Origin of the sequence: Hymenobacter sublimis, assembly GCF_023101345.1 — a bacterium.
GTDB classification, from domain to species: Bacteria; Bacteroidota; Bacteroidia; order Cytophagales; family Hymenobacteraceae; genus Hymenobacter; species Hymenobacter sublimis.
This window is the reverse complement of record NZ_CP095848.1, coordinates 1,224,081-1,243,861: the sequence shown is the minus strand read 5'-3', so window position 1 is coordinate 1,243,861 and position 19,781 is coordinate 1,224,081. Positions and strand designations below refer to the sequence as shown.

The following is a 19,781-nucleotide window of genomic DNA, read 5'->3' as shown; positions in this document are numbered from 1 at the left end:
CTACTGCCCTACCAGCCGGGTGCCCAGGGCCTGCCGTAGCTGAGGCAAATCGTAGTGGTGCAGCACGCCGGGCAGGGCCCAGGAGTACGTGTCGTGGCGGGTGGGCTCGGCGAGGATTTCCTGAAAAGACGCTGGCGTCTGCCGCAGCTCTACCCTGCCGATTTGCGCCGTAAGTACGGCGGCGTGCAGGGCGGCTACCCCCGTCAGGCCCGTAGCCTGCACTTCTACGGGGGCTGCTCGCAACGAGCCAGTGCCACCTACCCACGCCAGCACCGTCAGGATGTCCGTGACCCGCTGTCCGAGTAGGGGCCGGCCCTCATGCAGGCTCAGCAGGGCGGGGCGGTACTCCCGGTTATAGTACTTGGGGTCGTTGAAGGCAGCGGGGTCAGTGGTTTCGCCGAGGCCGCGCAGATCGGGTAGCACCACCGCCGTTTGCTGCTGCAGGTAACTCTGGATGAAGGCTGTGCTGTCAGCCAAACGGGCCTTGCCACCGTCACTGAGCAGCAAGGTCACTTTCTGCGGGGTGCCGCGGGTGGGCAGCGCCACTAGTAGCGGCAACGGGGGCTCACCTGGCCGGCGGAGCAGCACCTTCTGCCAGGTAATGCCACGGACTACGGCTGTTCCTTTGGCTTCTGCGGTAACGGGTTGCGGGGCAGGTAGCTGCAACTGCCGCTGCACGGCGGTCCGCAGCTGCTCCGGCGTAAGCACCGACCGGGTCCGTTCGAGTTGCTGGGCGGCGGCAACGTATTCTGTAGTTAGGGTTTGCTCCTGCTGAAAGGCCGTGTTTACCTGCCCGGTAGTTGTGCACCACAGTTCTTTTTCGGGCAGCACGGCAAGGCTTCCTTCCCGGACGGGGGTAGCATCCTGCAGCAAAAACCGCCGAAACCACGTCACGGCCGCCTCGCGTTTGGGCTGGGAAATGCCGTGGCCGTCGTCATACGTGAACAAGCCTACCTGCTCCGGCTGGCCCAGCAGCCGATACGCTTGCTGCAGCTCCTGGTGGGTAGCCTCCATGCTGGGGTAGTCCACGAAATCGTAGCGACCCGCCAGCAGTAGCAGGGGCTTGGGGGCGAAGATGAGCGGATACTCCGTCAGGTCGAGGCCGGCCTGGCCGGCGCCGGGCAGCATCACGCAGCCATCGGCAGGGCCAGTCAGCTCCAGGTTTCGCTCGCCGACGGCCACGTAGCTGCACAGGGCCGCCACCTTTACCCGGTCGTCAACGCCCAGGAAATAAGCCGTTTGGGTGGCCCCGCCCGAGTTGCCCAGGCAGCCTACCCGCTCGGCATTCACTTCGCGGCGCGTGAGCAGGTAGTCGAGGCCCCGCACGTTGTCCCAGAGCTGGGCGGCCGGCACCGAGCGGCCCAGCAGCGCCGCTTGGGCGTTGAGCAGGGTGTGCTCCGTAGTGCCGCCCCGGGTCAGTGACTTGCCTGTGGCATCGGTCAGCTGCATCCGTTCGCCCTGAGAAATGGGGTCAATCACCAGCACCACAAAGCCATTCTGCGCGAATAAGATGGCCGTCTTCTGGTACGACTCCGTGGCTTTGGACTCCTGCTCGTGCCCGCAGAACAGCAGCACGGCCGGCCGCTGGCCCTTGCCATTGGGCACGTACAGGTTAGCCGTGACGTGGTGGTTGGGCGTGCTTTCGTAGATAACCTTTTCAATCCGGAACCCGGCCCGCGCCAGCGTGCCCGTCACCCGCGCCTTTAGGGGCGTGCGCGCTGGCAGCGGCCCCAGCACCCGCCGAAACCGCGCCCGCGCGCTATCCTGATACGCCCGCATGTTTGCCCCCGACTGCGTAGCCTGGCCCCAGGCCGCGCGGCGCTGGTCAGACTGCCCGTGCAACTCTTGCAGCAGGTAGGTGCTGAGCGTGGCCGGCGCCTTCCAGTCGATGACGTTGTACTGCTTTTGCGCGGCAGCGAGGGTAGGCAGCAGGGTTATGGCTGCTAGTAATGCTAGAGTTATCTTCATTCTAGAAGAGAAAAGACAAGCTAAAGCCACAACTATTCTAGATCAACGTTCGGCTTGCGTTTCAGCATTAAGTCCATGGTGTGATAATACCAGCGCCTACGCGGCCATAGCGTGCACCCCGTTAAGTCTAGCACTTTCGTGTGGTGGTAGGGCGGGCGTTCCTCATCTAGTAAGAAACTCCATTCCTGCGGCTGAAAAAGCAGCCCTAGGCGAATGCGCCAGCGTACCGCTCGAATGTCGGCGGGAACGATGCCCATTTCCAATAGCTGTTCCCGGTAGGATTCTTCGTTTTCGCTGTCGTAATCAGTGGCAAACGGGGCCGTTAGCAGAGGCCACGGCCAGGGCCGGTCTACCAGCGGAATCCGGTAGGCTTGTGCCAGCTTCACTAGCTGCGCCCATTGATTGTATTCCAAGTAGACTACCTCCCGACCGGCCACTACCGCCCAGCAGCCCGCCGGGTGAACTTCCGTTAGCTCATCCGCCGCTATTTGAGTGCGGTAAGCCAATGCAGAACCCACATAAGGATAAGGTCGAACCAGTCGCAGTTGGTGCTCTTCCACTGCGAAAACAGGAGCCTTAGGCCGTTCTGCGCGAATCCATTGCCCATAATCGGGTACGAAGCGAGCTTGGTAAGCGTATATACAAACTGTCCATCCTAGCAACAAGAAGAACAAGCCAGTTACCCCGGACCATACCCGTTCCACTGGCGAATCCATCTCGAAATAAGAGCCATCAGCTGAAATATACGTAGTAAGCGACTGGTAGCCGGGCGAAGGATTTGGAATAGCGGATTTACTGCCAGCAGAACTTACTCCGGGCTCTAGTAAGGTGCTATACTCTGGCCAGGGCTTGAAAGCATAACCTAGCAATAAAACACTGATGAGAAGCATGAACAGACCTCCTACGATAGGGGGCCAATGAGTATATCGGGAGTATCGGGGCTTTTCGTTGAGAATCATAGGCAGTGAGTATGCATGCGCTAACTAAGCCATAACCCTAGGTGTGTAACGGACTATAAAATAAAGCAGAAAGGCCACCTGCTTTTACCTGGGTGGCCTTTCTGCTTCATACGCATGTATGCCTTTCCTACTTAGATTTTCTCCGGCAGCAGGGTAGCATCCTCGAAGTTGCCCAGAATAGCTTTGTCGCCCTGGGTTACGGCTTCTACCAGCAGGGCCCCGCCCACGAATGCACCCTTCCAGGATTCGCCCAGGCCGCCGAACACCTCTTCCCGGTCGCCGCGGGAGCGGAGCTTGTTGAGGCCGACTTTGAAGGCGCGGACTTCCTTGGCGGTGCGGGCGGCCCACTTCTGGTCGTCGGAGGCCACGGCGGCTACCAGGGCCCCGTTCGAGATGTTCATCTCGCCGACCAGTTCCTCTACCCTATCCACCAGCACAATACTGTCGATGGGGCCGAAGGGCTCCTTGAAGTACAGCTCGCTCTGGCGCGGCAGGTTTACTAGGGCCCGCGGGGCGCGGTAGGCCGACATATCCTGGCCGGGTAGGAACAGGCTGTCGTCGAGCTTGCCCTCGTAGATGGGGGTAGCGCCGGTTTTCAGCGCGTCGGCGTAGAGGCGGTCCAGGTCTTCGGCTTGATTTTTATTGATAACTGGGCCGAAGGCCAGATCGGGCAGCTTGTCATCGGGCGAGTCCACGAGGGTGGGATTGCCCACTTTCAGGCTGCGGATGGCTTCCCAGTAGGTTTCCAGGAACTGCGGGAATAGGCGGCGCTCCACCACGAAGCGTACGTAGGCCGTGCAGCGCTGCTTGCCGTAGTCGTAGCCCTTTTTGAGCTGGTCGGCCAGGCTGGTCCAGTCACTGTAATTCCAGATGCCGTAGGTGTTCACGCCTTCCATTTCCAGCATGTAGCGCTTGTGCTCCTGGCTGAGGGCGTCGGCAATGTTGCGGCCGTTGTAGCGGCCGCCCACAAAGCTCAGGCAATCCACGGCCTCGTGCTTGACCAGCACGTCGCTCAGCTCCCCGCCCGAGCCACTGACCAGCGTGACGGGCAGGCCGCAGCGGCGGGCAATGGCGAAGGCCAGGCTCAGGGAAATGAAGCCCCCATCGGTAGGCGTTTTGGCAATAACCGAGTTGCCGCAGAGGGCCTGCACCAGCACCGCGTGCAGCAGCACCGACATGGGGTAGTTCCAGGAGGCAATGTTGCTGACCAGGCCCAGGGGCTTGCGCTGGCCCAGCATGCCCTCAATGTTGTCCACGTACCACTGCACGCCGTCAATGGCGCGGTCGATGTCGGTGAAGCCCAGCTTAAAGGTTTTGCCGATTTCCCAGATCAGCAGCTTGCCAATCAGGTCCACTTGGGGCCGGAGCTGGTCGAGGCAGTCCTGTACGCGCCGCTTGCGCTCGTCCAGGTCAGTGGCGGCCCAGGCGGTGGCTTCTTGCTTGGCGGCTACCACGGCGCGCAAGGCGGTAGCGTGGTCGAGCATGGGCAGGGAGCCAATTTCGGAGCCATCGACGGGCGAAGTGAACGGGCGGGGCTTGCCGGGCTCCTGCCAGCGGCCTTCCAGCAGATTCAGGAAGCCGGCGCCATCCTGCGCGAAGATTTCGGGAGTTACGGTGTTGGTTTGTTGCAGCAGAAAGCTGAACTCCACCTGAGGAGAAACGATTTTAGGCATGGTTGGGAAAGAGTAGGATGGCAACCACCCGTGAGGAAGGCGTTGCACACAAACAAAGTACCGGCTCGCGACCAGCAGGCACACGGTTACGGCCATACGGAGCCGGCCGGGCTAAGTAAGCAGATTAGGCGTGATTTTGTTCTACGCTTTCTTCCTTTGGTACTACCTCCGTCTCGCCCAACAACCTTTCTACCAAAGCCGGCGAGCCCACAAACAAGGGCGTACGCTGGTGAAACTCCGTAGCCACAATATCCAGGATGGACCCCGTACCCGACTCGGCGCGGCCGCCGGCTTGCTCAATCAGGAAGGCCAGCGGGAAAGCCTCGTACAGCACCCGCAGCTTCCCATTGGGGTTCTTGCCGGTGGGCGGGTACAAATAAATGCCCCCGGTGAGCAGGTTGCGGTGGTAGTCAGCCACCAACGAGCCCACGTAGCGGCCACTCTGACCCTCGCGCTTGCACTGGGTCAGGTAGTCGCGCACGTACTGGGGGTAGTCGAACCAGTACCCTTCGTTGCAGCTGAACACCGTGCCAGAGGTCGGGATGGTAATATTGGGATGGGAAAGAAAGAATTCGCCCAGGGAGTTTTCGTAGGTAAAGCCGGCTACCCCGTGGCCGGTGGTGTACACCAGCATGGTGCTGGAGCCGTACAAAATGTAGCCGGCCGCCACCTGCCGCCGGCCGCCCTGCAAAAAGTCCTCCCGGGTGGCCGCCTCCCCTACCTTCGACACGCGCCGGTAGATGCTGAAAATGGTGCCAATGCTGATGTTCACGTCGATGTTGGAGGAGCCATCCAGGGGGTCAATGGCCACCACGTACTTGCCCTGGGCGTTACCCGTGTGGATGATGTCGTCCTCTTCCTCGCTGAGCACGGCGCAGGCCTCGCCCCCGTTGGTCAGGGCCCGGATAAAGCGGATGTTGGCTTCCACATCGAGCTTCTGCTGGGCCTCGCCCTGCACGTTCTGCTGACCCATGCTGCCAATGATGGTGGTCAGGCCCGCCCGGTTTACTTCCCGGTTCACAATTTTGCCGGCCAAGGCAATGTCGCGCAGCAGCTGACTCAGCTCGCCGGTGGCAAACCGAAACTCGGCCTGCTTGCGCATGATGTAGCGCTCCAGGGTAGTGCCAACTGGCTGAGCAATCGTGTTTTCAGTAGAAATATTCATGGGCGATATGGGTGCAGAAGGCCCCGCAGCCTACGCCGTCACTATGCAAAAGCAGGAAGGCTGGAAAGCCCTTGTGCCTTGGAAAAGCCGCCGCGAGGTCTGGTGGGGTAAGCTGAATGATGAAGAAGTAAAAGCCTGACTGCGTACCGTTAAGCCGCTATAGAGACGCGGCTTCGCGCCTCGCTCGTCAGCTGATGTTGCGTGGTTTGTCATTCCAAGCGGAGCGAGGAATCTGGGTGTGCTACTAGAGGCTAACCCAGATTCCTCGCTTCGCTCGGAATGACAGCCAGAGTTGTCTAAGAACTGGAACGCAAAGATGTGCCTCTACACCTCCCTACCCTAGCTTTTGGCTTCGGGCTGTTTCTGGCTTTGCCAGAGCACTACCTGCCAGCCTTTTTTCGGGTTCTTGACTTGCACCACCACGTATTTGAGGTAGGCCAGATTGGGGGAGCCGTCGGGCTTGTTGGGGAGGGTGATGGTGATGGTACCGTTGACTACGGCAGCTTTACCGTCGTTGTAGGCGCGCACGTTCAGGGCTTCCACGTCAATCTTGTCGTACTGGCTTTTGCCATCCCGAATGCTCTGGATGTACTCCTGCTTGTTGTTCTGCTTGCCGTTGGAGTGGGTGTACACGAGGTCATCGGCAAAGACTTTTTCCAGCACGGTATAGTCCTTTTTTACCTGGGCCTCAAAGCGCTGGCGCTCCAGGGCCTCTACCTCCTTGGCCGCCGCTTGGTCTTTTTTCGACTGGGCGAAAGTGAGGACGGGCAGGGCCAGCCACAGCAGCACGAGCAGCAGATGCATTTTTTTCATAGCGCAGAAAGTCAAGAGGTTATTGGGCTGCCGCGGCAGGTTCATCCAGGTTGATTTGCTTCATGGTGGGGGCCAGGAAGTGCATCAGCACCCAGGCCAGCAGGTAGGCCCCACCGCAGATCAGGAACATGATGAAATAGGCCTTATCCAGCTGCCCGATGCTTTCGTAGTACACGAACATGCGCTTCTGCACCAGGGCCGAGAGCAGAATGCCGCCCAAGCCGCCGGCCATGCCGCCAATGCCGGTTACGGAAGCCACCGCCCGCTTCGGGAACATGTCCGATACGGTGGTGAAGATGTTGGCGCTCCAGGCCTGGTGGGCCGCGGCGGCAATGCCGATGACCAGCACCGCCAGCCACATGTTAATCTGCCCGAGCTGCTGGGCAAATACAATCGGGAATACGCACAGGGCAATCAGTAGCATGCTGGTTTTGCGGGCCCGGAACGGCGCCCAGCCCTTGCGGATAAAGTTCAAGGGAATCCAGCCGCCCCCTACGCTTCCGATGCTTGAAAGCATGTACACCATAGCCACGGGCAGGGCCACGTCGGTACCTTTCAGGCCGTACTGCTTGTTAAGGAAATCGGGCAGCCAGAACAGGTAGAACCACCACACTGGGTCGGTCAGGAACTTGCCCAGCACGAAGCCCCAGGTCTGGCGGAACGTGAGGAGCTTAAACCAGGAAACTTTGGGCTGGGTCTCAATAGAGGCCGCCGCCAAATCGTCCACGTCGCTGTGAATGTAGTCGAACTCGGCTTGGGTGAGCTTGGCGTGGCGGGCGGGCACTTCGTACAGCCAGAACCACAAGGCCAGCCAGACGAAGCCCATGGCCCCGGTGATGATAAAGGCCCATTTCCAGCCGATGGTTTCGGCAATCAAAGGCACCGTTAGCGGGGCAATGATGGCGCCCACGTTGGAGCCCGAGTTGAAGATGCCCGTAGCCAGCGCCCGTTCTTTCTGCGGAAACCACTCGGCGGTAGTTTTGATGGCGGCGGGAAAGTTGCCAGCTTCAGTTACACCCAGAAACGCCCGCGCCACGCTAAAGCCAAAGGTGCTGCTCACGAAGGCGTGCCCAATGGCGGCAATGCTCCACAGGAATGTGGAAAGGGCATAGCCGATTTTCGTACCCAGCTTATCGATGATGCGCCCTACCCCCAGCATCCCGAAGGAGTACGCCAGCTTGAAGGCAATTTCGATGTTGGCGTAGTCGCCGGCGTTCCAGTGAAACTCGGTTTCGAGGTAGGGCTTGAGCAGGGAAATAACCGCGCGGTCGAGGTAGTTGACCGTAGTAGCAAAAAACACCAGGGCGCAGATGGTCCAGCGGTACTTGCCCATGCCGGTGGCCCCGGGCGTAGCCGTGGAAGCGGCCGGGGTGGCGGGTGAGGTTTGTATCATCGAGTTCGAGGGAATTCGGTGGGAGATACTCTAGGGAAGGCAACGGGCGCCCGAAGGCAAAAGCAAGGCGGGAAATCTTACTTTTTCAGTGTATCGACGAAGGTGAGCAGACTGACAATCTGCCGGCTCAGGGCCTCGGTATCATCGGCATTTTTGAAGAGCTGGGAGCCCATGCCTACCACGTTCACGCCGGCCGTAAACCATTCGCGCAGACTGTCTTCGGTGGGCTCTACCCCGCCCGTCACCATCAGCGGCACCGTGGGCATAGGGCCGCGCAGGCTTTTGATGAAACCGGGGCCCAGCACGTTACCGGGGAAAATCTTGACGATGGCCGCCCCGAGCTGGGTAGCCTGGTACACTTCCGAAATGGTCATGGTGCCGGGCAGCCAGGGCGTACCGTGCTGGCGGCACACTTCGGCCACTTCCGCCGTCAGGCAGGGCTGCACCACGAAATCGGCCCCGGCCTGAATGAACCGCTCGGCATCCGCCGCCGTGTAAATCGTGCCGATACCCAGCAGCATGTCCGGGCAATTCTCCTGCACGAACGGGACCAGTTCCTGGAACACCTCAAAGGCGTTGGCGCCGCGGTTGGTAAACTCAAACACGCGCAGCCCACCCGCGTAGCAGGCCTGCAGGATGCGCTTGGTATAGGCCGCATCGGCGTGGTAGAACACCGGTACCACGGGGTAGTGCAGAACGGTTTCCAGGGCAGCGGCGGAAGAGAATCGGGACATGTTGTTTACGTTAATCATCAATAATCATTGTCATGCTGAGCGAAGTCGAAGCATCTCTACCGCTTCGTTGCAATGCTACCTTTATTGATATAGCCAGAGGTAGAGATGCTTCGACTTCGCTCAGCATGACACTACTCTTACTCCTACCGAAGCAAGCGGCCCGACGTATTGCCGGCCACGATATGCTCCACTTCGGCGGCTGTCACCAGGTTGATGTCGCCGTGAATAGTGTGCTTGAGGGCGGAAGCGGCCGTGGCAAACGTCAGGGCCTCTTGCAGGGTAGGGTACGTAAGCTGCCCGTAGATGAAGCCGGAAATGAAGGAGTCGCCCCCGCCAATGCGGTCCACCACCGGGTTGATGTCGAAGAACTCGGTTTCGTGGTACTGGCCGCCGCTGAAGGCAATGCCCTTAATCCGCTCGTGCGAGGCACTCTGGGTTTCGCGGCGGGTAGCAATAACCTGCTGAATCTGGGGGAAGCGCCGAATCAGCTGTTGGCTCATCGACACGAAGCTGTTCTCAGCTCCGGCTTCCGCCTTGATGCCGAACAGATCTTCCGCGTCGCCTTCGGTGCACACCACCAGGTCGCAGCCGGCCACCAGGTCGGGCATTACGTCTTGGGCCCGCTGCCCGTACTGCCACAGGTTGCGGCGGTAATTCACATCGGCTGAAACCGTAAGGCCCAGCCGCCGGGCGGCCGCAATGGCCTCTTGCGTAGCCTGCGCCGCCGTGGCGGATATGGCGGGCGTGATGCCCGTCCAGTGAAAAAGCTGGGCGTTGCTGAAAATCTCGTCCCAGTTAAACCACTCCGGCTGCAGGTTGGCGAAAGCCGAATCGTACCGGTCGTAGACGATGCGGCTGGCCCGCAGGGAAGCGCCCACTTCCAGGAAGTACAGGCCCAGGCGCTGCCCCTGAAATACGCAATGGCGCATGTCTACGCCGTGGTGCTGAAACTGCTGGGCCGCGGCCCGCCCCACGGCATTATCCGGGAAACAGCCCGCGTGAGCCGCCGGCACGCCCAAGTAAGCCAGGGCCGCTGCCACGTTGGCATCCCCGCCGCCGTAGGTGATTTCCAGGGAGCTGGCCTGCGACAACCGGTAGTTCAACGGCGGCGACAACCGCATCATGATTTCACCAAAGGTGACAACTTGCTTCATGGAAAGGAACGAGGGGGTTGAGTCGTTGCAGGATGTAGAGACGCAACACTTTGCGTCTTCCCGTTGCTGATGTTGTTATGACCGTACGTTACAGGTCGTTCTGAATTCGAGACGCGAAGTGTCGCGTCTCTACATCGTTCTGGCCTTAACAAGCGAGATGCTTCCTGCGCCAGCAGGACGCGCGCTAATGACTTTCAGAACTAGACCACCGCCGTTTCAATCGGCTGGGCTACCGTGGCGAAACCGAAGTACTCCTTGGCGTTGCCGTAGCAGATGTTCTGGATGATGCCGCCCAGCAGCTCCATATCCGCGGGCAGCTCGCCGTTTTCCACGTCGGTGCCGAAGAGGTTGCAGAGCACGCGGCGGAAGTACTCGTGGCGGGGGTAGGACAGGAAGGAGCGGGAATCGGTGAGCATGCCCACGAAACGGCTCAGCAGGCCCATGTTGCTCAGGGCGTTGATTTGCTTTTCCATGCCGTCCTTCTGGTCCAGGAACCACCAGCCCGAGCCGAACTGCACTTTACCGGCCACCGAGCCATCGTTGAAGTTACCAATCATGGTAGCAATCAGCTCGTTATCGGCGGGGTTCAGGTTGTAAAGGATGGTTTTGGCCAGCTTATCCTGCCCGTCGAGGCGGTTGAGGAAGCTGGACAGGGCGCGGCCCTGGGCAAAGTCGCCAATGGAGTCCCAGCCGGTGTCGGGGCCCAGTTCGCGCAGCATGCGGGAGTTGTTGTTGCGCAGGGCGCCGAGGTGGAACTGCTGGGTCCAGCCTTTCTCCCAGTCCATTTCGGCCAGCAGCACCAGCATGGCCGATTTGAATTTCAGGATTTCCTGCTCGCCCAGCGTCTCCCCTCCTCGCACCTTGGCGAAGATGGCGCTGATTTCGGCGTCGGTGTAGTCAGCGGCGTAAATCTGCTCCAGGCCGTGGTCCGACAAGCGGCAGCCTAGGGCCGCAAAGTAGTCATGGCGCAGGCGTAGAGCCGCTTTCAAGTCGTGGTAGGTCTGAATGTCCACGGCCGCTGATTGGCCCAGCTTGTCGAGGTAGGCGTTGTAGCTAGCGGCATCTTCCGGGGCCATGGCCTTGTCGGGGCGGAAGGTGGGTAGCACCTGCACCTCGAAGCCGCTTTCCTGAATGGCGCGGTGGTGCTCCAGGGAATCCGAAGGGTCGTCGGTGGTGCAGAGGGTTTCCACGTTCATGCGGCGCAGCAGGTTGCGCACCGAATACTCGGGGGTGCGCAGCAGCTCGTTGCACTGGTCGTAGATGCGACGGGCGCTATCCTTGTTCAGCAGCTCCGTGATGCCGAAGTAGCGCTGTAGCTCCAGGTGAGTCCAGTGGTAAAGGGGGTTGCGCACGGTTTGGGGCACCGTTTCGGCCCATTTTTCAAACTTCTCCCAGTCCGAAGCGTCGCCGGTGATGTAGCGTTCCGGGATGCCGTTGGCCCGCATGGCGCGCCACTTGTAATGGTCGCCGTAGAGCCACACTTGGGTGATGGTATCAAACTGCTTGTCCTCCGCAATCTGGTCGGGCAGCAGGTGATTGTGGTAGTCGATGATGGGCATCTGCTTGGCATACTCGTGGTAGAGCGTGCTGGCCGTGGCCGTTTGCAGCAGAAAATCGTCGTTGAGAAAGGGCTTCATAATCAACTCGAATGAAGTGGGCGGTACCCGCAGATTGGTGGGTGGCGGGATAAGTAAAGGTATTCGGACTGGAGCCAGAACAGGCCGTTTTTGGCGGCAGCAGGCAAGTTTTTCTACGCAAACGATGCCGGTCGGCAAGGAGTAGGTTAGGGTAATTGCCTGGCTGTAGAGACGCGACACTTCGCGTCTCGTCGTTGCTGAGGTTGTTTAAGGTGTGCGGTCCTAGTTGTTCTGGCGCCGAGACGCGAAGTGTCGCGTCTCTACAGTCGTTCTGGTATCAGCACGCGAGATGCTTCGACAAGCTCAGCATGACGTTCTGGGGGCTGTTCTACGGTCTGGTTTACAGCGAAACGCCGCGTTTCCAGGGGATGAAATCGGTTTGGCCGTGGCGCACGGCGGCTACCTCTTCCCCGCTGGCCACGCGGATGACGTAGTCGAGAATACGCTCACCAGCTTGCTCAATGGTTTCTTCGCCGTCGATGACGGTGCCGGTGTTCAGGTCGATGATGTCGGGCATGCGCCGGGCCAGGGCCGTGTTGCTGGAAATCTTCACCACCGGGGCAATGGGGTTGCCGGTGGGCGTGCCCAGGCCCGTGGTAAACAGCACCACGGTAGCGCCCGAGCCTACTTCCGCCGTCGTCGATTCCACGTCGTTGCCGGGGGTGCAGAGCAGGTTCAGGCCGGGTTTGGTGACCAGCTCGGGGTAGTCGAGCACGGCTACTACGGGTGAGGAACCGCCCTTACGGGCCGCCCCGGCCGATTTCATGGCGTCGGTGATTAGTCCGTCGCGGATGTTGCCGGGTGAGGGGTTCATGTCGAAGCCGGAACCCACGGCCACCGCCGAGTCGCCGTAGGCTTTCATCAGGGAGCTGAAGCGTTCAGCCGTGGCGGTGTCCACGGAGCGGTCCACTAGCTCCTGCTCTACCCCGCACAGCTCCGGGAACTCGGCCAGGATAACCGAGCCGCCCAGAGCCACCAGCAAATCCGAAACGTGGCCCACGGCGGGGTTAGCCGAGATGCCCGAGAAGCCGTCGGAACCGCCGCACTCTAGCCCAATGCACAGCTTGCTGAGCGGAGCTGGCTGGCGCGTTACCTGGTTGGCCATCATCAGGCCGGCAAACGTCTGGCGCAGGGCGGTACTAACTAGGGCTTCCTCGGTCCCGATTTTCTGCTGCTCCAGGATGTAAAGCGGCTTCTGGAAGTTAGGGCTGCGCTTATTGATTTCGTCCTGCAACATGCTCACCTGTGCGTTCTGGCAGCCCAGGCTCAAGACCGTAGCGCCGGCCACGTTGGGGTGGGTGATGTAGCCCGCGAGTAGCCCGCACAGGGTTTGGGCATCCTGGCGAATGCCACCGCAACCGCCCTCGTGGCTCAGAAACCGGATGCCGTCCACGTTAGGGAACAGCCGGGGCTTCTGGTGGCCATTTTCCGCCGAGTGCAGGTCCGTGGCCAGAATTTCTTCTACCGACTTACCAGCCTGCAGCAGCGAAATCAGTTCCTGAGTCTGGGGTTGGTAGCTTTTGCGGCGGGCGTAGCCGAGGTCATTCACCAGGGCTTCTTCCAGCACCTGAATGTTGCGGTTTTCGCAGAATACCAGCGGAATCACCAACCAGTAGTTGGCCGTACCCACCTGGCCATCGGGGCGGTGGAAACCCATAAAGGTGCGCTCCTGCCACTTGGTTACGTCCGGGGCCTGCCAGTCCTGGCGGCGCTGGTGGTGCTCGTCGTAGCTGTCGGTAGCGTGCCGGATGTTGCTGGTGGTCAGCAGGCCGCCTACCCCAATGGCTTCGCGGGCCGTGCCCACCAGCACCCCGTACATGTGCACCGGGTCGCCGGGGGCCAGGAACTGCAGGGCCAGCTTGTGCTTGGCCGGTATCTTGTCGGTAGTCGTGACGGTGGTGCCGTCCCAGGTGACGGGCGTGCCGATGGGCAGGTCCGTGAGGGCCACGAGCACGTTATCGTCGGGGTGAATTTTGGCTACCAGGTGTTTCATGGTTCGAGGTATCGAGGTATTAAGAGCGTTGTAGAGACGCGACACTTCGCGTCTCGTCGGCTGCGTCGTGCAACAGTGTCGCTCAAGCTTACCGTTCAACGACGAGACGCGAAGTGTCGCGTCTCTACCTTAGCTAACCGCTAATTCCCGGTTCAGGGCGTGGGCTACGGTAGCGCGGGCACCGTGTTCGAGCAGGGTTGAGAGGTAGCGCGTGACGCACTCCGCGAAGCCGGGCAGGGCCGAGAGGTCATGGCCCCAGAGCGCCTGGTTGTGCAACACGGTGCGGACGAGGTCGGCGGGCTCCAGGCGGGCCCAGAGGTCGGCGAAGTAGCCGGCTTTTTCGTCCTGAATTTCATAGGCTTGGCCGTTCAGCTCGCCGTACCACTTGCCTCCCTCCTGCCGGGTTGCCCGCATAAAGGCCAGGTAGGCGGCAAAGCCCAGGGCCATGTAGTGTGGCACGGCGTGCAGCTTCTGGTAGTAGTGCAGCAGCGTGGGCACGTTGCGCATCTGCATCTTGGCCGTGTAGTTCATCGAAATCGACAGCCATTTGTGCTCGATGGAGGGGTTGCGGAACCGGTCGAGCACCTGCATACCGAAGCGCTGGCCCATTTTTTCATCCACGGAGTAGGGAATGCCGGGCAGCAAATCGGCCAGCATCAGGTTGTGAATGAAGCCGGCCAGGTTGGCGTCGTCCATGGCCTCACGCACTGTCGGGAAACCCGCCAGGAAGGCCAGGCCGCAGCTCAGGGTGTGGGTGCCGTTGAGCAGGCGCAGCTTCAATTCCCGGAACAGGTTAATGTCGGGCTGCACGATAACGCCAGCGTCGGCCCGCTCGAAACTCAGGATTTCCTTTACCCGCGCGTCGCCCTCAATGGCCCACAGCGTGTACACCTCCGACATGGTCAGCAGCTCGTCCGCGTAGCCCAGCTCGGCTTCCAGCGCTGCCTGCGTGGCCCGGTCGGGGCGGCCGGGCACGATGCGGTCCACGAGGGAGTTGCACACCTGGTTGGCCGTTTCCAGCCAGTCGATAAACTCCGCGTCGAGGTTGTTGCGGTGGGCCTGCTCCAGCAGAATGGCTTCCAGCTTGGTGCCATTGTCGGGAATCAGCTCGGTGGGCACAATCACGAGGCCTTTGTCCTTGGCCCCGTTGAAAGCCTGGTAGCGGGCCAGCAGAAAGGCCAGCAGCTTGCCCGGAAACGACTGCGGCGGGCTCTGGCTGATGTCGTCCGACACGAGCTGAATACCTACTTCCGTGGTGTTCGAAATCACCACCATCAGCTCCGGGTTGGCGGCGCAGGCCACAATGTCGGCCCACTGGCTTTTGGCCGACAGCACCCGGCTGATGGCCGAGCACACCACGTTTTCCGCTACCTCGCGGCCGTCTTCAATACCCCGAATGCCGAGGGTGTAGAGGCCGTCCTGACGGGTGAAGGCGTCGATGTCGCCGCCGTCGGTGCTCTTCACCACCACAATGCGGCCGTTGAAGATACCTTGGCGGTTGGCTTTATCGATGAGGTAGTCAGGCAGGCCGCGCAGCAGCACGCCGGTACCAAATTGGAGGACTTTTTCGGGGAGTTCCAGCAGGGCGGGCGAGGGCAACGCCACGGTTGCCGGGGGCGCCTGAGAAACCAGTTGTTGGGATAAGTGCGGCATGGTCAGGACCGTTATTATGGTTTGCTGCCCGGGGCGGGCGTAGCGTTGCTATTGAGTTTCTGCTGCCAGCGGGGGTAGTCGCGGCTGAGCAGTTTGGCGGGCCAGACGCCGGCATACGCGTAGCCGGTGCGGCGCTCGTATTCGATGTCGGAGAGCTTGGGCCGGGGCTTGGAGTCGCGCCCGACGTAGATGGGCTGGTTGGTTTGCAGGTCGTAGAAGCGGGCCCAGATGGTAGCGCCAGCTTCGGGCAGAATTACCCGGTCGAAGCCCTTAGGCTGTTTGGGGTCGGGCTGGTCCTTGATGGTGTAGCCCGTGATTTTCACTGCGTCGAGCCAGGCGACGGCCGCATCCACGCTTTTCTTGATGGCGGGGGTAGGATTTTCAGTGTCCATGAGAAACTGCACGATGTACACGGTTTCCATGCCGCTCAGGGAGGGCAGCTCAAAGGCGCGGGCTTTTACGGGCTGAAAGGTTTTCTCGTCATGCTGGGCGCACCAGGCCGTGAGCTTGCCGCGCTGCACGTACTGGGTTTTCAGGATGCAGGCAATGCCGCGGGCCACGGCCTGGGTAGCGGGCTCCACCAGACTGGCATCGACTACGTCCAGGCCGTTGGTGCGGCGGCTTACGTCGCGGAGCACCTGCAGGGCCCGCACCATGGCGTTGTCGTTGTAGGTGATGTAGTGGCGGTAGCTGCTGGAATCGGGGTAGTACTGCGGGAAACCGCCGGTGCGCTGCTGCATGCGGAGCAGGTAGCGGATGCCTTTTTCGGCGGCGGCTTTGTAGGCCGCGTTGCCGGTGGCTTTGTAGGCGCCGGCTAGGTAGCGAATCTCGCGGGTGGTAGCCTCATTGTCGATGGTGGCGTCGTTGCGGCCGGCATCGTCGCGGGTGGCCGCTTCTTCGGCTACCGTCATCGGGTGGTCGTACTTGACCTTGACGTTGTTCACCATCTTGGGCCAGCCGCCTACCGTGCGCTGATATAGCAGCATGCGTTCCGCCACCGAATCAACCTTCACGGCGGCAAGGGGGGTAGCACCGCCCGCTGAAGCCGTAGCCGTAGCATCCGCGGGTTTGGCTTCCGGCTTGGGCGCCGTCGAGTACTTATCCGGCCCGCCGAGGTTGGAGGGCTTCAGCGGCACCGTGGCCGGCCGGCCCGACTTCGGGTACCAACGCCCACCAAAGGTCCAGTCGGCATTGATGTTGCGAGCTTTGGGGGCGTTTTTGGCCGAGCTTAGGTTGTTGCTGAACCAGGCGTAGTCGCCGCCCCGGCGGTGGTTATTGTGGTAGTACACGCGGCGGCCCCACTGCTTGGCTCCGGGCCCCGATTGGGCCCAGTAGATGTCAGCATCAGCCATATTCTCCCCAAACGTGCAGTTCACCAAGTAGAACTGGGCCTCGCGGTGGAAGCGGCCCAGCTTGAAGCCGGCGTCGCCCTCGAACACACAGTTCTTGAGCACCGTTTTGGAGTCCTCGTCGCTGGAGCCGTCGTGCCAGATGGCGGCGTTGGGGTTGTGGCAGATGAAGCGGCAGTTTTCGGCGTAGGCCCAGCCCCGGGGACAGTAGAAATCCACGCCGCCTTCCAGGGTACAGTCCTTGAAATAGTACAGGCCCGCATCCACGTCCCAGGGGCTGACGGTGTCGCCGCCCAGGGCCCGGAAGGTGCAGTGCTTTACCACCAGGCGCGTGGTGCCGGGCATGGTGCGTAGGGCCATCTGGTGGCCGGTTTTGCTGATGGTTTTCTTGCCGCTGGGCTCCGTGGGGCAGTCGATTGCTACCTCGCCCGGGGTATCAAAGCCGTAGCTATTGATGACGGTGAGGTTTTCTAGGGTGATGTCGGGGGAGTTGCGCAGGTTCAGTGTCGCCACGCCCCAGTCATCCTGGCCCGCCACCGGGTCGCAGCGCCAGGCGTCGCGGGCCTGGGCCGAGGTCAGGACCACGCCCTTCTCGCTCTGGCCTTTGAGGATGATATTTCGCTTGTCATCGAGAAAGACCTTTTCGCGGTAGGTGCCATTCTTGATGTACACCGTGCGCGGCTTGGTTGCCTCGTTGGGCAGGCTGTTAATGGCGGCCTGGATGGTCCGGAACTGGCCCGAACCATCCGCCGACACCGTTACCTGCTGGGCCCGGGCCGATAAGATTCCCATTTCCCCAACCCCCACCAGCAGGAACAGTATTGTCAGTAGTCGTTTCATAGTGCAGGGCACAAGCCGCCTCCGGTTACACAAAATCTTCCCGCATAGGGCTGAAGGAATCGAGCAGCACGCCCGCCTCTAGGCACTCCACGCCGTGCCACACGTCGGGGGCGGCGTAGAACGTGTCGCCGGCCCGTAGCACCCGCTCCTCCTCCCCTACCGTGCACCGGAACACGCCGCTTTCCACGTAGGTAATCTGGGAGTGCACGTGGTGGTGGCGCGCCCCAATTCCGCCCGCTTCAAAGGCCACTTTCACCAGCATCAGCTCGGGCCCATAGGCCAGGATCTGGCGCTGTACGCCGGGCCCCACCGTGAGCCAGGTAGGATGTTTGGAAGTCATGGGGTGATGAGGTGATGAGGTGATGAGGTGATGGGGTGATGAGGTGACAGGTAAAGGGTGAGAAGTGGAGGGTGGGTCGCTTGTTATTCCGAGGGCGGCGAGAAATCTCGCGGGCTGAGGTTGCAGCGGTAATCAGACGTCAGCATGCGAGATTCCTCGCTACACTCGGAATGACGTCCTTTTTATTACCCGTCACCTCTTACCGTTCTCCTTTTACCATTCACTTCTTCACCTCATCACCAGTTAGTAGCCGAAGTTTTGCTTAAGGGCGGGGTCAGAAGCCAGAGTGCTCTGCGGAATCGGGAGCAGCTCTCTGCCCTGGCCGGGTACGTACTCAGCGGCCAGGCCAGCGCCGGTGCTAGAGGCGGTAGTGGTGCCCAGGGTGTAAGAGGTGCCGGCGGGCCGCAGGTTAGCCAAATAGGCGGCATCAAGGGCCTGGCGCCAGTTCACGCGTACCGTCCCGGTGGGCGCCGTAGCATTAGCGGGCGAAGGGCGGTAGAACGAACGAGTCCACTGCACCGGGCCAGCGGCGGGCGTGCGGAAGTACATGTACTGGGGTACATTCTGGTACGGCGCCTGGGCTTTAGCCAGCTTCTCAATGTCGGCCTTCACCTCGTTCATGCGGGTAGCAAACAGGTTCCACCGAATCAAATCGTACTTACGGATGCCTTCACCCCCAAACTCCAGGTAGCGCTCATTCACAATGGCGTTGAACAGCGCTTCTTTGGAGCCCATGTTCAGCCCAGCCATAGCCTTGGCGGCGGTGCCGAAGGCCCGGGTGCGTACTTGCAGCAGGGCATCTTTGGCTGCCTGGGTAGGACCGTTCAGCTCGTTTTCGGTTTCGGCAAACATTAGCACCACATCCGAGAAGCGAATGAGTGGCCAGTTGTAGCCCAGGTAGTTGCTGGAACCCGTCACGAGCGGAATGTGCCAGTCGCGGCGGAATTTGCCATCGGCCACCACGTTCAGGGCCACGCCCGAGAAGAAGGTGCTGTTGCTGGCCATGCCGTAGGGGGCAATGGTTACCGGCAGGCGGGTGTCCGTCGAGTCGAAGGCGTAGAAATAGGTAGGCGCAATGACCATAGCACCCTGGCTGGAGCCGTAGGCACTATTGGCGTTCTGCAGGCGGGGGCCATTGTAGTAACCTAACTTACTGTCAGACACGGCATTAGAACCGCCCGCTCCTACCTGGAACATGATTTCGTTGGCGGCCTCAGCGCGCTGCTCATTAATGCTCTTGAATACTTCCAGGAAGCTCGGGTTCAGACGATGCTCGGTGGGCTTGGCCATCAACTCAGCGCACTCCTGACGGGCAATGCGGTAGTACTCCTGGTAGTCGGCGGGGCGCACCATCTGGTTGTCCTTCGGCGCATAGCCACCGCGGTACAGGGCCAGGCGGGCCCGCAGGGCCTTCACGGCGCCTTTGGTGATTCGCTCGTTGGCTGTGCCGGCGGCTGAGCGCCAGGGCACGAGCTTTTGGGCTTGGGCCAGATCGGCAATCAGACGGGTTAAGGTTTCGTTGCGGTCGGCGTTGGGCAGGTTGAAGTTCTGACCCGACACCGAAGGCGTAAACTGCGCCGGCACGTCGCCCCAGTTGCGGATCAGCTCGAAGTAATACTGGGCCCGCAGGGTCAGGGCCTCGCCGTGCAGGCGGTGCAAAGCGGCCGTATCAGCGGCCGGGCCGCTGGTATAAAGCGCCATCTGCGGAATCTGCTGAATGCAGATGTTGGCGCGCTCCACGCCCTGGTACAGTTGGTTCCAGGGGTTGGTAATTTCAGTGTTGGTAGACTGGGCTTTGTAGCGGGCAATGCTGCGGCGCTGCCCGTCGGGGGCGCCCGGTGAGCCAATCATTTCATCGGTATCCACGGAGTAGTATAGGCTGATGCGCTGTCCGTAGCCATTGTCGCCCGAGAGCGGGTCGTAGGCTCCGATAACGGCCGTGGTAGCGCCGGCCACCGTGCTGAACACGTAGGAAGTGGTGTTCAGCGCTACGGGCTCTACATCCAGAAAGTCTTTGCAGGAGGATACCAGCCCGGCGGTTCCGGCCAGCGCCACGGCAGCCACGGCAGTCCGGAAGGGGAAGATGGATTTCATATGCAAAATGTCGAAA

General features: G+C 61.0%; 14 protein-coding genes. All 14 read right to left on the bottom strand.

Annotation, left to right across the window (positions count from 1 at the left end; genetic code table 11):
- A complete protein-coding gene (locus tag MWH26_RS05235; protein ID WP_247976350.1) occupies positions 1–1,968 on the bottom strand; it encodes an alpha/beta hydrolase family protein in 1,968 nt (655 codons plus the stop codon).
- A gap of 32 nt (positions 1,969–2,000) precedes the next feature.
- Positions 2,001–2,486 (bottom strand): hypothetical protein, encoded by a 486-nt coding sequence (locus MWH26_RS05230; protein ID WP_247976349.1) that lies wholly within the window; start codon positions 2,484–2,486, stop codon positions 2,001–2,003.
- A gap of 572 nt (positions 2,487–3,058) precedes the next feature.
- Positions 3,059–4,600, bottom strand: coding sequence for an aldehyde dehydrogenase family protein (locus MWH26_RS05225; RefSeq protein WP_247976348.1), 1,542 nt, complete (start codon positions 4,598–4,600; stop codon positions 3,059–3,061).
- 124 nt (positions 4,601–4,724) lie between these two features.
- Positions 4,725–5,765, bottom strand: coding sequence for a class 1 fructose-bisphosphatase (gene fbp, locus MWH26_RS05220; RefSeq protein WP_247976347.1), 1,041 nt, complete (start codon positions 5,763–5,765; stop codon positions 4,725–4,727).
- 339 nt (positions 5,766–6,104) lie between these two features.
- The gene (locus MWH26_RS05215; protein ID WP_247976346.1) at positions 6,105–6,578 is read right to left on the bottom strand and encodes a nuclear transport factor 2 family protein; all 474 of its coding nucleotides are present in this window, start codon (positions 6,576–6,578) and stop codon (positions 6,105–6,107) included.
- A gap of 19 nt (positions 6,579–6,597) precedes the next feature.
- On the bottom strand, positions 6,598–7,971 hold the full coding sequence (locus MWH26_RS05210) for an MFS transporter (protein ID WP_247976345.1): 1,374 nt from the start codon (positions 7,969–7,971) through the stop codon (positions 6,598–6,600).
- Positions 7,972–8,048: 77 nt separating this feature from the next.
- Positions 8,049–8,705, bottom strand: coding sequence for a beta/alpha barrel domain-containing protein (locus tag MWH26_RS05205; RefSeq protein ID WP_247976344.1), 657 nt, complete (start codon positions 8,703–8,705; stop codon positions 8,049–8,051).
- A gap of 143 nt (positions 8,706–8,848) precedes the next feature.
- On the bottom strand, positions 8,849–9,859 hold the full coding sequence (locus MWH26_RS05200) for a sugar kinase (protein WP_247976343.1): 1,011 nt from the start codon (positions 9,857–9,859) through the stop codon (positions 8,849–8,851).
- Between the two features lie 200 nt (positions 9,860–10,059).
- Positions 10,060–11,496 (bottom strand): glucuronate isomerase, encoded by a 1,437-nt coding sequence (uxaC, locus tag MWH26_RS05195; protein ID WP_247976342.1) that lies wholly within the window; start codon positions 11,494–11,496, stop codon positions 10,060–10,062.
- A gap of 340 nt (positions 11,497–11,836) precedes the next feature.
- Entirely contained in the window at positions 11,837–13,489 is a 1,653-nt protein-coding gene (locus MWH26_RS05190) for a UxaA family hydrolase (RefSeq protein WP_247976341.1), read from the bottom strand.
- 129 nt (positions 13,490–13,618) lie between these two features.
- Positions 13,619–15,142 (bottom strand): tagaturonate reductase, encoded by a 1,524-nt coding sequence (locus MWH26_RS05185; protein WP_247976340.1) that lies wholly within the window; start codon positions 15,140–15,142, stop codon positions 13,619–13,621.
- A gap of 14 nt (positions 15,143–15,156) precedes the next feature.
- Positions 15,157–17,331 (bottom strand): pectate lyase, encoded by a 2,175-nt coding sequence (gene pelA, locus MWH26_RS05180; protein ID WP_247976339.1) that lies wholly within the window; start codon positions 17,329–17,331, stop codon positions 15,157–15,159.
- Between the two features lie 25 nt (positions 17,332–17,356).
- The gene (locus MWH26_RS05175) at positions 17,357–17,671 is read right to left on the bottom strand and encodes a cupin domain-containing protein (RefSeq protein ID WP_247976338.1); all 315 of its coding nucleotides are present in this window, start codon (positions 17,669–17,671) and stop codon (positions 17,357–17,359) included.
- Positions 17,672–17,914: 243 nt separating this feature from the next.
- Positions 17,915–19,765: a RagB/SusD family nutrient uptake outer membrane protein gene (locus MWH26_RS05170; RefSeq protein WP_247976337.1), complete on the bottom strand. Its 1,851-nt coding sequence runs from the start codon at positions 19,763–19,765 to the stop codon at positions 17,915–17,917.
- Positions 19,766–19,781 lie beyond the last annotated feature (16 nt).

Bases quoted from the DNA above. Each gene is read 5' to 3' on its own strand.
- MWH26_RS05235 (WP_247976350.1), bottom strand. From the start codon at position 1,968: ATGAAGATAACTCTAGCATTACTAGCAGCCATAACCCTGCTGCCTACC.
- MWH26_RS05225 (WP_247976348.1), bottom strand. From the start codon at position 4,600: ATGCCTAAAATCGTTTCTCCTCAGGTGGAGTTCAGCTTTCTGCTGCAA.
- fbp (WP_247976347.1), bottom strand. From the start codon at position 5,765: ATGAATATTTCTACTGAAAACACGATTGCTCAGCCAGTTGGCACTACC.
- MWH26_RS05215 (WP_247976346.1), bottom strand. From the start codon at position 6,578: ATGAAAAAAATGCATCTGCTGCTCGTGCTGCTGTGGCTGGCCCTGCCC.
- MWH26_RS05210 (WP_247976345.1), bottom strand. From the start codon at position 7,971: ATGATACAAACCTCACCCGCCACCCCGGCCGCTTCCACGGCTACGCCC.
- MWH26_RS05205 (WP_247976344.1), bottom strand. From the start codon at position 8,705: ATGTCCCGATTCTCTTCCGCCGCTGCCCTGGAAACCGTTCTGCACTAC.
- MWH26_RS05200 (WP_247976343.1), bottom strand. From the start codon at position 9,859: ATGAAGCAAGTTGTCACCTTTGGTGAAATCATGATGCGGTTGTCGCCG.
- uxaC (WP_247976342.1), bottom strand. From the start codon at position 11,496: ATGAAGCCCTTTCTCAACGACGATTTTCTGCTGCAAACGGCCACGGCC.
- MWH26_RS05190 (WP_247976341.1), bottom strand. From the start codon at position 13,489: ATGAAACACCTGGTAGCCAAAATTCACCCCGACGATAACGTGCTCGTG.
- MWH26_RS05185 (WP_247976340.1), bottom strand. From the start codon at position 15,142: ATGCCGCACTTATCCCAACAACTGGTTTCTCAGGCGCCCCCGGCAACC.
- pelA (WP_247976339.1), bottom strand. From the start codon at position 17,331: ATGAAACGACTACTGACAATACTGTTCCTGCTGGTGGGGGTTGGGGAA.
- MWH26_RS05175 (WP_247976338.1), bottom strand. From the start codon at position 17,671: ATGACTTCCAAACATCCTACCTGGCTCACGGTGGGGCCCGGCGTACAG.
- MWH26_RS05170 (WP_247976337.1), bottom strand. From the start codon at position 19,765: ATGAAATCCATCTTCCCCTTCCGGACTGCCGTGGCTGCCGTGGCGCTG.